Here is a 12734-nt window from a genome sequence, read left to right as displayed (position 1 = left end):
TCCGCCCGGCCACTTTGAGGAAGGTTATTGTCCCTGCCGCAGTCCCGTCACCGTCAGAACGAAATCGGCGATCGCGCCGGTGTCGTCGAGATCGAAGACCGGAAGGTGGATCTCCTCAACGGGATGGTCGGCGGCAATCGCGGCAATGTGCGGGTCGGTCGGGGCCAGCGGCTCGCGTCTGGCCGCCTCCAGCCGGCGGGCCTCGATCTTCGGCACCGGCTCGCGCTTGTAGCCCTCGATCAGCACGAGATCGCAGGGGGCAAGGCGGGACAGGATTTCCTCGAAGCTCGGTTCGGGCGCGCCGCGCAGTTCGTGCATGATGGCAAAGCGGGTGCCGGAGACGAGCGCGACCTCATGCGCACCTGCCTGCCGGTGGCGATAGCTGTCGGCGCCGACCTTGTCGATGTCGAAATCGTGGTGGGCATGCTTGATGGTGGAGACGGTGAAGCCGCGGGCGGTGAGTTCGCTCACCAGTCGCACGGCAAGCCCGGTCTTGCCGGAATTCTTCCAGCCGGCAATGCCGAAGACCTTGGGTCTGCTGTTCGTCATGGATGTGTTTCCAGAAACCGCCGGGCGGTCTCGAGATCGTCCGGCGTGTTGACGTTGAGGAAGGGATCGAGCGGACCAAGTGCGGTAACACGGAGCTCGAAGTCGACGACGGACGTCTTCTGGCCCTCGAGAAAGCCCTTGACCCGCGGTTCGTCGGGACCTTCGAGAAAGGTTTGCAGCGTGTCGGCGAGCGAGACGGGCCACAGGCCGCAGACCGGATGAAGGTTGCCGTCCGAGGAGGCGATGGCGATCGCCTCGCTGGTGGTCGCGACCTCCGCGAAGCGCGCCATCAGATCGCCTGGCAGGAAGGGGCTGTCGACCGGCACCGTCAGCACATGCGTCACATGCGGATGGCTGGCCGCGGTGTGGCGCATGGCGGCGAGAATGCCGGCGAGCGGCCCGCGCCGGCCGGGCAGCGTATCGGGCACGCGGGGCAGGGCAGTGCCCCGGCCGTCGTCCTTGATGTCCCCGAAGGCATCTTCTGCCACATTGAGAGCAAGCGTGGAGACCTGCGGACGGATGCGGTCCACCACATGCGCCAGCAGGGTCTTTGGGCCGAGGAGGACATCTGCCTTGTTCTGCCCCATGCGGCGCGAACGGCCGCCGGCCAGGATCACGCCCGGAGGATTGAGGGGGTCGTCACCGGTCAAAGTCGCACATCCTTCCATTGGGCGGCACCTCTGGCGGCCGCGTTGACGTCAATGCGGCACGCGCGGTTCGGTTGCGCAGGCCAGCGGGCTGGCCCGTCGCTTTTCACGATAGAAGGCATAGAGGCCGGAGGCGACGATCAGGCTGGCGCCGATCGCCATATAGGCATCCGGCTGCTCGCCGAAGAAATAGAAGCCGAGGCTCAGCGAAAAGATCAGGCTCGTATAGCGGAAGGGCGCAACCACCGAGATCTCGCCGGAGCGCATGGCGATGACGATGGTCTGGTAGCCGGCCATCAGCAGCACAGCCGCTGCCGTCAGATGCATCAGCGCCGTGCCGCTGACCGGGCTCCAGCCGCCGAACGGCAGGATGAGGGCCGCGCCGAACACGGTGTTGGTGAGGGCGGCAAACAGCGAGACGAGCAGCGTCGGCAGCGCCGGTGGCAGACGGCGGGTGGTGAGGTCGCGCCCGGCCGTGAAGAACACCGCGACGACGGCGAGCAGGGAAGCGGGCACAAAATCCTCCGGGCTCGGCCTCAGCACCACCAGCACACCGACAAAGCCGACCATGATCGCCGACCAGCGCCGCCAGCCGACCGGCTCCTTGAAGATCAGCCAGGCGCCGAAGGTGACGGCAAGCGGCAGCGACAGAAGAATGGTCGCGGCGACCGCGAGGTCGATATGGGCAAGCGCCGAGATATAGGTGATCGCCGCGCCGATCTCGAAGGTGGAGCGCAGGATGACCTTCCGATGCAGCATCTGCCTGATGTCGCGGAGCAGGCCGGCCTGACGGGCGAGCAGCAGCAGCATGGCCGTCGTCATCAGTCCGCGCAAGAACATGATCTGCCCGACATTCATCTCCGGCGTGACGAGCTTCACGAAGGCATCATTGGTGGTGAAGACACCCATGGCGAGCGTCATCATCACGGCGCCGCGCGCATTCTGCGACAATGGCATTTCCGATTCCCTAGACTGCTTTTCCCAAGGCTTAAAGCACACGGGGGCAGCCTGCCACCCTTGCCGTGTGCACAAATGCGACCGCAACTCGTCTTTTTGTCGAATCCGGCACAGGGTGCGGAAACGTTAACGGATGTGCAAGCTTTCGGGGCCAATTTCCGACAGGCCCGCATGAGGAGGGATGACCAGCGCTGCACGCCGATGACCGGCTGTCGCTTCGCCGTGCACGGAGAGGTGCAATGTCGTTCCTGGATCGTCTTCTCCAGAGCCGCCGGATTGTCACCAAGGTTCTGCTCTTCGTCGTGCCGCTGGTGCTGCTGATTGCCGGCGTGGGGCTCGCGGGCTTCTACACCGCGCGCATGCTGAACGGCCACATGACCGTGACCCGCGCGACCATTGAAAACATCGACGATTTCGAACGTTTGCAGGCAGCCCTCCTTGGTTTTCTCGCAGCGCCCGAAGCCAGCACGCTGAAGGCGCTGCAGGAGGCAATCGCCCGGCAGGATGGCGGCGTCAACCGCCTCGAGAAACTCGTAGCCGACGCGGACGATCGCACGCGGCTTGCCGTCGTGCAGCAGACGGCGCCGGCGCTTGCCGAGCGCACCGCCGCGCTCTGGGCGCTGGAGCAGCGCATCACCGGCACCGAACAGGCCATGCAGGCGAGCATCGATGAAATCCGTGCACTGGCCGGCGGCGTCAGCGCCCAGTTCGAAGGCGTGCGCAAGGAGGGTGAGAGCAAGGAGAAGTTCGCCAAGGGCGCACTTTTTGATGCCTTTGTGTTGAAAAGCATGGCCAACCGCATCGACAACCTGGCCGATTCGATCCGCAATGCCGACAATGATGCCACCCTTGCCCGTGCCGCTGGCACCTATCTCTCCGCGCTGATCAAGGAATTCGACAAGGTGGCGGGTCGCGGCACCTCCAAGGTGGAGCGCATGCTGGAAGCGCTGAAGGCACAGGCGCTCGACCTCGACCGGCTTGTGAAGGGCGATCTTGCCCCCGCCGACAAGGCGGAGGCCATTCGCCAGGCGGTGGCGGCACTCCTGCCGGTGCGCGATGTCTACCGCACCGAGATGGAGAAGAGCACCTCCAATGCCGCAGACCGCTTCGCCAACCTTGAGGGCGATCTGCAGGTGAACCGTGCGCTGGTGACGGAGATTGCCGAGGCCCTTCGGCTCAACGATCTCTTGCAATTGCATGTGGAGCGCCTTCGCGTGACGCTGACCGAGGCGGCACGCAAGGACGTGCTGTCCGATATCGCCGCGCTGAAGGCGGCAGGCGGCCGTGTCTCCGATCTCGGCCAGAAGAAGGAGGCGATGAAGAATTTTGCACCGCAGCTTCTGCCAATCCTCGACAGGCTGACTGGCCATGCCCAGCAATTGCTCGACCTTGCCGGCCAGTGGAAGGCTGCCCGGACGGCCACCGAGCAGACGCTCTCCGCCGGCATGCAGGGGCTGAAGAGCTTCGTGGCGGAGGCGCAGGAAGCGGGCAAGCAGGACAGCACCCTCTCGGCCAACCTGTCGCTGGCGGCGACCGTGATCGGCACGGTGCTGGCGATCATCGGTGCGCTGATGCTGGTGGAAACGTTGCGCGGTCCGCTGCGCCGGGTGACGGAGATCATGACCCGGCTCGCCAATGGCGATCTGGAGGTGAAGATCGAGGGGCGCGAGCGCGGTGACGAGATCGGCGACATGGTCCGCTCGGTCAGCGTGTTCCGCGATGCGGCGCTCGAAAACATCCGGCTCGAACAGGAGGCATCGGCCGCGCGCGAAGCCTCCGGGCTGGAGGCCGAGCGGCGTGCTGCCGAGCGGGCGCGCATCAGCAACGAGCAGCGCCAGGCGCTCTCGGCGCTCTCCGAGGTCCTGCACCGCCTGGCGGGGGGCGATCTCGAACAGGAGATGAGCGAGGCCCTGCCGGAAGACTTCGTGGACATGGCGCGCACCTATAACCAGGCGGTGCGGACCTTGCGTGCCACGCTCGCCGATGTGCGGGCCGTGGCCGACGACATCAACAGCGGAACCGGCAATCTGTCGGCATCGGCCGATGATCTGGCGCGCCGCACCGAGCAGCAGGCGTCTGCTCTGGAGCAGTCGACGCGGGCGCTGCGGCAACTCAGCGATCTCGTCAAGTCCACCGCCGGCAGCGCGCAGCGTACCGCCCAGTCCGTCAACCAGACGGAAGCCTTCGCCACGCAATCCGGTCAGGTGGTGACGAGCGCGATCGCGGCGATGGACGAGATCAGCCGCTCCTCGGAAAAGATTTCCACCATCATCGGCGTGATCGATGAAATCGCCTTCCAGACCAATCTTCTGGCGCTGAATGCCGGGGTGGAAGCGGCGCGTGCCGGCGAGGCGGGCCGTGGCTTTGCGGTGGTGGCGCAGGAGGTGCGCGAACTGGCGCAGCGCTGCGCCAACGCTGCCCGGGAGATCAAGGGGCTGATTTCCGTCAGTGCCCAGCAGGTGGGTAACGGCGTGCATCTGGTGGAACAGACAGGCCTGGCGCTGACCGAGATCATCGCCCATATCGCGACCGTCCAGACACTGGTGGCCGACATTTCGGCCGCCACCGGCGAGCAGTCGATCGGCATCGGCGAGGTGTCGCAGGCGCTCGGCGAGGTGGAGATGATCACCCAGCGCAATGCCGCGATGGTGGAAGAAAACACTGCCGAAATCCACGGCCTGCGCGGTCGCGTCGAGGCACTGGCGGAGAAGATCGAGCATTTCCGGACCAATGAGCCGGGGGCTGCCTCGATGCGCAAGGGATGGGCGGCATGAGCGAATTTTCCGCCACGGTCGCATTCCGGTCGGCAGAACGGTGGCTGCGCGACAAGCGCTTTCCAGAAGGAATCGACGCCATCCTGTCGCGAAGCAATGGTTCTCCGATTGAAACGAATCTGAAAGATTTCCTGCCGGGCAGGGTGAAGCGCTGGGCGCTGGAAAAGGGCCCGATTCCCATTTTTCTCGCCAATGATGAGCGAGCCGAGGCGGCTGTGGCGCTCATTGAGCGGGTGTTGGGTCCCAATGTGTTTTCTGTTCAACCGCAACGCACTCTAGTGCTCGACAATCCGGGTATGATGATCTGGAAGAAAGCAGCTGCCCAAAATATCAAGTGTCTGGAGAAGGTCTGTATCGGTAATGTCGGCAGTGCCCCCCGATCCGCGGCCTGGAATATGGATGTCGTTGCAGTCAGTGGTCACTTCCAGAGAACTCTCTGCATCAATATCGATTCGCCTGCCGGTCACCTGGCGACCTTCGACCAGGTGGTTCACGAATTCGGCCATGCGCTGGGGCTCGGCGATCATTTTCCGGGCTTCGGCGAGCCTGATGGGGCGCCGGCTGTGGATGATGCGTTCTGGCCGGCGCTGGTTCGCCTCTACCAGCTTTCGCCGGGAGACGAGTATGCGGATGCATCGCCGCCGGCGTGACGCCCGCCGCGTCAATCGATCGGGCGCAGTCGCCTGACCTTTTCACCCACATAGACGATGAGATAGCCGCCAGCGGCCTCCGCCTGCCCGGCAAGCAGCCGCAACCCGCTGGCATAGGGTTCGCGGGCGGCGGCGTCCGGCTGGTCCGGACGGACGAGAACGGTCGTCTGCGGTCCCTGCCGGTAGATCATCAGCCCGGCCTTGTCCGGCTTCCATTCGGGACCGAGTGACGGGTCGGTGCGCCAGAGACAGAGGAAATCGCGGCAGAGCGCCGGACGGCGTTCATAGATGCTGCAGCCCTTTGCCGCGATGCCGTGGCGACAGAGCCGGTTCGCCGGCTTGTCCAGCGCCGCGATCTCCGGCAGATCGCAGCAGAGCGTGCAGGTGCCACAGCTGCGCCCGGCAAGCGGCATTTGGGCCGTCTCGGACCTTCTTTCCGTGAGCGTGGTTTGCGTCATGCGAGACGGTGTAGCGGATGAACCGGCCAACCGCCAGCCGGAACGGAAACGGCCCGCCATCGCTGAAGAGGGCGGGCCGTTGTTGCAGGACGGGACGCAAGCATGGGGCTGCGCCCGCTCTTCGGGTGTTTACCGGCGCGCGGCGGCGGCAGCACTCGCGGCCGTGCCGGCGCCGTTGCGGCGATAGAGGAAGAGCGTCGCGGCGAGACCGCAGACGGCGGCAAAGCTCATCCAGTAGCCGGGGGCGGCCTTGTCGCCCGTGACTTCGATCGCCCAGGTGGAAATGGCCAGCGACGAACCGCCGAGCGTGGTGGCGAGGCTGTAGGCGAGCGAGAAGCCTGCCGTGCGCACCGTCACTGGCACCACCTCGGTAAGGCCGACCACCATCGCGCCATTGTACCAGGCATAGATGAAGGAGAGCCACAGCTCGACGATGACCATATGCGCAAAGGTGATGTCGGAGGCGAGCCAGGCGAGTGCCGGATAGGCGGTCAGCACGGCGAGCAGCGTGAAGGTGATGAGGATCGCCTTGCGGCCGATCCGGTCTGAGGCGGCACCGGCGATCGGCAGCCAGATGAAGTTGGAAATGCCGACCGCCATGGTGGCGAGCAGCGCCTGCGATTCGGTCAAATGCAGCACCGTCTTGCCGAACGAGGGCGTGTAGACGGTGATCAGGTAGAAGGAGACGGTGGTCATCATCACCATGCCGACACCGCCGAGCACGACCTGCCAGTTGCCGAACAGCGTGCGGAAGATTTCCGCCGTCGACGGCTGGTGCTTGCGCTCGGAAAACTCTTTGGTTTCCTGCAGCGAGCGGCGGATGATGAAGATGAAGGGAATGATCATGCAGCCGATGAAGAAGGGAATGCGCCATCCCCAGTTCGAAATCTGCGACGGCATCAGCGTGTTGTTGATGATGAAGCCGAGAAGCGCGGCCACCACGATCGCCACCTGCTGGCTGGCCGATTGCCAGCTGACATAGAAGCCCTTGTTGCCGGGTGTCGCCATTTCCGAGAGATAGACCGAGACGCCGCCGAGTTCCACGCCGGCGGAAAAGCCCTGCAGCAGCCGGCCGGTCAGCACCAGGAGCGGGGCGGCGATGCCGATCGTCGCATAGCCCGGCACGAAGGCGATCAGGACCGTGCCCATCGCCATGATCGCCAGCGTGACGATCAGGCCCTTGCGGCGGCCGATGCGGTCGATATAGGGGCCGAGCGTCAGGGCGCCGATCGGGCGCATGACGAAGCCCGCCGCAAAGCTGAGAAAGGTCGCCATCAGCGAGACGAAGGGATTGTCGTTGGGGAAAAATGTCGCGGCAATATGCGATGCATAGATGCCGAACAGGAAGAAATCGAACATTTCGAGGAAGTTGCCGCTTGTGACGCGCAGCACGGTCTTGATGGTTTCGGTGCGTGTTTCCTTCACGACCGTTCTCCTTGCAGTGAGGAATGCCGATGGGGCTGCCGGTTTGGGAAACCGGCTGGAGCGCCGCACGGGGCAGGTGGACATACCTTCGCGATAACAGATGTGCTGGCGATGCCGAAACAGCGGCGCCCGATGGACCGCAGGGCTAAGGTCCGTGCAACGGCTGCAATGGAATCGTCAGAAAAACAGGACTGCGACCGAAAGGCGGCGAAAATCGGTCAAAAAGTGTGATGATTGGGAAAGCATGGCGAAGGGGGCGACTGATCCAAAATCAGCCGCCGGTGACGCTCATGTGGCGGGCAACGGCCGGGCGGTTGTTGCGGTCGATGATGAAGTCGTGGCCCTTCGGCTTGCGGGTAATCGCCTCGTCGATGGCGGCGGAGAGATAGGCGTCATCCTGCGATGCGCGCAGTGCCGTGCGCAGATCCGCCGCATCGTTCTGGCCAAGGCACATATAGAGCGTGCCGGTGCAGGTGAGGCGCACGCGGTTGCAGCTTTCGCAGAAATTGTGCGTCATCGGCGTGATGAAGCCGAGGCGGCCGCCGGTTTCCTTCACCGTCACGTACCGGGCCGGACCGCCTGTCTTGTAGGCGATGTCCTCCAGCGAAAACGTTTCTTCCAGACGCGCACGCAGCTCGGAAAGCGGCATGTACTGGTCGGTCCGGTCCTCGTCGATCTCGCCCATCGGCATGGTCTCGATCACGGTGAGGTCCATGCCGCGCCCGTGGGCGAAGCGCAGCATTTCCGGGATTTCGTGATCGTTGAAGCCCTTCAGCGCAACCGCGTTGAGCTTGATCTTCAGCCCCGCCTTCTGCGCGGCCTCGATGCCCTCCATCACCTTGGAAAGATCGCCCCAGCGGGTAATGGCGCGGAATTTTTCGGAATCGAGCGTGTCGAGCGAGACGTTGATGCGGCGTACGCCGCATTCGTAAAGCTCGGCCGCATGGCGGGCGAGTTGCGAGCCGTTTGTGGTCAGCGTCAATTCGTCCAGCCGGCCGGCCTCGATGTGGCGCCCGAGCGCGCGCACGAGGAACATGATGTTCTTGCGCACCAGCGGTTCGCCGCCCGTCAGCCGGAGCTTGCGCACCCCCTTGGCGATGAAGGCCGAACAGAGCCGGTCCAGCTCTTCGAGCGTCAGCAGGTCCTTCTTCGGCAGGAAGGTCATGTTTTCCGCCATGCAATAGGTGCAGCGGAAATCGCAGCGGTCGGTCACGGAGACACGCAAATAGGTGACCGCGCGACCGAAGGGATCGATCATCGCACGGCTGTCGGCCGTCAGCGGGTGGGAAGCGGCGGGCGGATTGACCAGACTGTTCAAGCGATGTCCTCCATCCGCGGAATCTGGGTTGGCAGGCGCGCGGCGTCAAGTCCAAACTCTGGTCCGGGTGAATGGTCCTGTCACAAAAGAGGGATAGGACCGCCGGCTCACTATTTCTGCCGCTGCCTGTTCGAGCGTGACCGGAAGGGCGGACTGGAGGGCGGCCGCGACAGCGTCAAATGGGACATGATCCGCCACATCCTGGTGGCGACGCCGAAGAACCGGGCGCGCTATGCCGAGCTGTTCCAGCAGATCACGGTGCCGAAGATCCGGGTGGAGTCGCCCGCCGCCCTGCATGCGCTTTACGCGCGCTGGGGGCTTCAGCGATAGCAAGCGGGACGCCCGGCTGCTATGGCAGGACAAGACGCCGTCTGGCGCCCCTTGCCAAGACAGCGCGACAATCCATCTTGCAGGAAACGGATGACGACCATGAACAGCACACCCGATCATGCCTGGCCCACGGAACTGCGCGTCTCGCAGGACAGGCGCACCCTGACGGTTGCCTTCGATGACGGCGCGCGCTTTGCGCTGCCCGCCGAAATGCTGCGCGTTCTCTCACCTTCGGCCGAGGTGCAGGGCCATGGCCCCGGCCAGAAGGTGACCGTGCCCGGCAAGCGGCAGGTGGGGATCCGCAACGTGGTGGCGGCCGGCAATTATGCGGTGCGCATCGCCTTCGACGACGGACATGACAGCGGCATCTACACCTGGCGCTATCTGCGCGAGCTCGGTGAGGACGGCGCCACGCTGTTTGCCGCCTATGAGGCGGAGCTTGCAGCCAAGGGGCTGAACCGCGACACGCCCGCCATGGCGCGTTAGCCCGCATGACAGAGCGCCCCGCAGCGACAGGTCACGGCGCTGGCATACAGAGGAGAGGGCGTGGGAGAGGGCGTGACGATGCTCCGCCCGACACCGGTGACGACTGGCTGCGGGACGAGCCGCAGGGTGATCGCGAGGTTGGCTTCCCTGAACTCTTTTTCGACCTTGTCTTCGTCTTTGCCCTGATCCAGCTGTCGCATGCCATCGTCAGTGACCTGACCCCTGTCGGGCTTTTCGAGGGCGGCCTTGTGGCACTTGCCCTCTGGTGGGTTTGGAACCATACCGCCTGGGTGATGAACACGCTGGATCCGCAGCGCACACCCGTGCGGGTGCTGCTGTTCGCCCTGATGTTCTTCGGTCTGTTGATGGCGTCTGCCATCCCGGAAGCCTTTGCGGAAAAGGGGCTGATGTTTGCAGGCGCCTATGCCGCCATGCAGGTCGGGCGCTCCCTGTTTGCGATCTATGCGTTCCGTCAGGTGCGCCCGGCCCTGCGCCGGAATTTCCTGCGCGTCTTCCTGTGGTTTTGTCTCTCCGCTCTCTTCTGGATCGGAGGCGCGATGTGCGGCGAGGAGATGCGCCTGTTGCTGTGGGCGCTGGCGCTCGTCCTCGAATATGCGGCGCCTGAACTGCGCTTCTTCGTGCCCGGTCTTGGTCGCTCGCATGCCGGTGACTGGGATATTTCCGGCGAACACATGGCCGAGCGCTGTGCGCTCTTCGTGATGATCTGTCTTGGCGAGAGCATTCTGGCGATCGGCCGCAGCTTCGCCGACGAGGACCTTTCCCCGATGCTGGTGGCCACCTTCATCGGGGCCTTCTCGGTGACGGTGCTGATGTGGTGGATCTACTTTCACTTCGGGCAGGCAAAGGCGAGTCGCGAAATCGAGGAGGCAGACCAGCCGGGCGAGGTGGCGCTGCATGTGTTTACCTATGGCCACATGCCCGTTGTCGCGGGCATCATTCTTTCGGCGGTGGCGGCCGAGCATCTGCTGGCCCATCCGGGCGAGGCGGGCGATCTCGGCCGTGCTGCGGTCATCCTCGGCGGACCGGTTCTCTTCCTGGCGGGCAACCTTCTCGTCAAACGGCTGAGCACCGGACGGCTGCCGCGATCGCATCTGGCCGGTCTTGCGCTGGCGCTTCTTGCCGTTCCGCCTGCCCTCTTCGTCCAGACCCACTGGACCGGACTTGCCGGGCTTGTGGCCCTCCTGCTCGTCGCAAGCTGGGAATATCGCGGCCTGGCGCGCACGCCGCATGCTTCCGGCGAGGTGGGCGAACTGGAAGGCGAATGACCGGGCTTGAGGCGTCCGGCGAACATCGCTAGCGTGCGCCGGCCAGCACAGGAGGACCTCATGGCGATCATCACCAGCCCGGAACAGTTGCGCGAAATCTACAGCGGCTGCTCGGAAGCCTCCCTTGCCAAGGTGACGCCGCGGCTGACGGAGGAATACCGGCAGATGATCGAGGCCTCGCCCTTCGTGGCGCTGGCAACCGTCGGTCCGGAAGGGCTGGACTGTTCGCCGCGTGGCGATCTCGGCGGTGTGGTGCGCATCGCGGACGAACGCACGGTGCTTCTGCCGGACTGGCGCGGCAACAACCGCGTCGATTCGCTGATGAACATCGTGCGTGATCCGCGCGTGGCGCTGATGTTCCTCATTCCGGGTTCGAGCAGCGTGATGCGCATCAACGGTCGTGCGGTCGTCTCGATCGAGCCGGCGCTGCTTGCCAGTTTCGAGATGGATGGCAAGCATCCCCGCACGGTGATCGTGACCACGATCGACGAGGTCTATTTCCAGTGCGCGCGTGCGGTGATGCGGGCGGAACTCTGGAACCCCGAGCGCTTCCTGGATCCGCAGAGCCTGCCGACGCCCGGCGCCATGCTGAAGGCCGCCAAGGCGGATTTCGACCAGGAAACCTACGACCGCGAATGGGCCGCCCGCGCCGCGGCAACGATGTGGTGAGCCTTCACTGCTGGTAGATCAGCCAGCCCTTGCCGGAATATTCCTTGCGCATGCCGTCCTCGAACAGCACCGTGCGGTTCTTGCCACCGTGCTTGGCGCAGTAAAGGGCGATGTCCGAACGCACGTAAAGTTCGCCGGGATCGGCGGCCTGCGAGCCCATGGCAAAGCCGATCGAGGCGGTAACCGGTCCGTAGTCGACACCGGTGCGTGAGTTGCGGAAGGGACGGCTTTCCAGCGCGCGGCGAATGCGTTCGCAGATCGCCATCACCTCCTCGGGCGTCTTGTGCTCGAGGATGACGGCGAATTCCTCGCCACCGGTGCGTGCGACGAACATATCCCTGGCAAGGCTGGAGCGGATGATCGCGCCGACGGATGCGAGGATCTTGTCGCCGACCGGATGGCCATGCGTATCATTGATGCGCTTGAAGTTGTCGATGTCGGCGAGCACCAGCGCCGTGACGGGCAGTTGCATGGGCTCGTCATAGATGGCAGCCAGCCGCTCATCGAAAGCGCGGCGGTTTGCAAGCCGCGTCAGCGAATCCGTGTTGGCGATGCGCTTGTATTCGTCGAGTTCCCGGCGGACCTCCTCCATTTCCTGGGAATGGTGGGCAACGCCCTCGGCCGTCTTCTCGCCGTTCGCCAGCGTTTCGTCGGTGGCGGCGGCCAGAATGTCGATGACGTTGCGCAGGAGATCGACCGACAGCGTGCTCTTGGCGCTGATGCGGCTCGCGGTTTCGCCGAGCAGCCGGTTGTAGGTTTCGAGAGAGGCATGCTCCTGCCGAAGCAGGGTCAGCAGCGCATCAAGCTCGCCTTGAAGCCGGCTTTGGGCGCGCTCCACCAGCGCTGCCCCATTGTGACCGAGATGGCTTGCTGCCAGCGCATCCAGTTCCTCCTGCCGCGGCGCACGCAGGGCGAACAGCGAAAGCTCGCGGGTGAGCGCCGGATTGGTGCCGATATAGGCCTCATAGAACAGCTGGTAATTGCGCGGGATGGCGGCCACGCCCATACTGCGCATGGCGTGCATGATCTGCGTCGCGATATCGGAGGCTTGCGCCTTGTGCGCCACGGCCGACGTCATTCTGCCACTCCGGAGCTGCTGGCTTGTTCCGGCACGATGATTAGCGGCAATTGATGTGAAAACCATTAAAACTGAATATAACCGCGCTGCGACCCATGCCGCACGCG

At 64.5% G+C, this 12734-nt stretch carries 13 protein-coding genes; 6 read left to right on the top strand and 7 right to left on the bottom strand.

Annotated features, from left to right (window positions below):
* Positions 1–24 precede the first annotated feature (24 nt).
* The 3 genes from mobB to F3H95_RS20740 are packed head-to-tail and all read right to left on the bottom strand — an operon-like array spanning position 25 to position 2153.
* Positions 25–549, bottom strand: a complete 525-nt coding sequence (mobB, locus tag F3H95_RS20750; protein WP_149747406.1) for a molybdopterin-guanine dinucleotide biosynthesis protein B — start codon at positions 547–549, stop codon at positions 25–27.
* Positions 546–1199, bottom strand: a complete 654-nt coding sequence (gene mobA / locus F3H95_RS20745; protein WP_244618092.1) for a molybdenum cofactor guanylyltransferase MobA — start codon at positions 1197–1199, stop codon at positions 546–548. The genes mobB and mobA overlap by 4 nt, the downstream gene beginning before the upstream one ends.
* Before the next feature lie 48 nt (positions 1200–1247).
* On the bottom strand, positions 1248–2153 hold the full coding sequence (locus tag F3H95_RS20740; RefSeq protein ID WP_143126420.1) for a DMT family transporter: 906 nt from the start codon (positions 2151–2153) through the stop codon (positions 1248–1250).
* Between the two features lie 239 nt (positions 2154–2392).
* Between F3H95_RS20740 and F3H95_RS20735 the strand changes: the two genes are divergently transcribed.
* The gene (locus tag F3H95_RS20735) at positions 2393–4927 is read left to right on the top strand and encodes a methyl-accepting chemotaxis protein (RefSeq protein WP_149747404.1); all 2535 of its coding nucleotides are present in this window, start codon (positions 2393–2395) and stop codon (positions 4925–4927) included.
* Positions 4924–5577 carry a hypothetical protein gene (locus F3H95_RS20730; protein ID WP_149747403.1) on the top strand — a complete coding sequence of 218 codons (654 nt, stop codon included), beginning with the start codon at positions 4924–4926 and terminating at the stop codon, positions 5575–5577. The genes F3H95_RS20735 and F3H95_RS20730 overlap by 4 nt, the downstream gene beginning before the upstream one ends.
* 11 nt (positions 5578–5588) lie before the next feature.
* On the opposite strand, the gene F3H95_RS20725 is transcribed toward F3H95_RS20730, so the two are convergent.
* The 3 genes from F3H95_RS20725 to moaA form a co-directional block, all read right to left on the bottom strand.
* On the bottom strand, positions 5589–5990 hold the full coding sequence (locus F3H95_RS20725) for a hypothetical protein (protein WP_149747402.1): 402 nt from the start codon (positions 5988–5990) through the stop codon (positions 5589–5591).
* 174 nt (positions 5991–6164) lie between these two features.
* Positions 6165–7460, bottom strand: coding sequence for an MFS transporter (locus F3H95_RS20720; protein WP_244618091.1), 1296 nt, complete (start codon positions 7458–7460; stop codon positions 6165–6167).
* A 271-nt stretch (positions 7461–7731) separates the two neighbouring features.
* Positions 7732–8718: a GTP 3',8-cyclase MoaA gene (gene moaA, locus F3H95_RS20715; protein WP_244618098.1), complete on the bottom strand. Its 987-nt coding sequence runs from the start codon at positions 8716–8718 to the stop codon at positions 7732–7734.
* Positions 8719–8964: 246 nt separating this feature from the next.
* Here moaA and F3H95_RS27220 point away from each other — a divergent pair, with 246 nt between their 5' ends.
* The 4 genes from F3H95_RS27220 to F3H95_RS20700 all read left to right on the top strand — a co-directional run bounded on the left by F3H95_RS27220 (position 8965) and on the right by F3H95_RS20700 (position 11549).
* A complete protein-coding gene (locus F3H95_RS27220) occupies positions 8965–9108 on the top strand; it encodes a hypothetical protein (protein WP_188134445.1) in 144 nt (47 codons plus the stop codon).
* Positions 9109–9207: 99 nt separating this feature from the next.
* Positions 9208–9594 carry a DUF971 domain-containing protein gene (locus F3H95_RS20710; RefSeq protein WP_149747399.1) on the top strand — a complete coding sequence of 129 codons (387 nt, stop codon included), beginning with the start codon at positions 9208–9210 and terminating at the stop codon, positions 9592–9594.
* 5 nt (positions 9595–9599) lie between these two features.
* Positions 9600–10880 (top strand): low temperature requirement protein A, encoded by a 1281-nt coding sequence (locus tag F3H95_RS20705; protein WP_149747398.1) that lies wholly within the window; start codon positions 9600–9602, stop codon positions 10878–10880.
* Between the two features lie 60 nt (positions 10881–10940).
* On the top strand, positions 10941–11549 hold the full coding sequence (locus F3H95_RS20700; RefSeq protein ID WP_149747397.1) for a pyridoxamine 5'-phosphate oxidase family protein: 609 nt from the start codon (positions 10941–10943) through the stop codon (positions 11547–11549).
* A gap of 4 nt (positions 11550–11553) precedes the next feature.
* Here the strand turns inward: F3H95_RS20700 and F3H95_RS20695 are convergent, their stop codons facing one another.
* Positions 11554–12627 carry a GGDEF domain-containing protein gene (locus tag F3H95_RS20695; protein ID WP_143126428.1) on the bottom strand — a complete coding sequence of 358 codons (1074 nt, stop codon included), beginning with the start codon at positions 12625–12627 and terminating at the stop codon, positions 11554–11556.
* Positions 12628–12734 lie beyond the last annotated feature (107 nt).

This window comes from Rhizobium sp. RU35A, assembly GCF_900156005.1.
GTDB lineage: Bacteria > Pseudomonadota > Alphaproteobacteria > Rhizobiales > Rhizobiaceae > Neorhizobium > Neorhizobium straminoryzae.
This window is presented reverse-complemented; position numbering and strand designations above follow the sequence as displayed.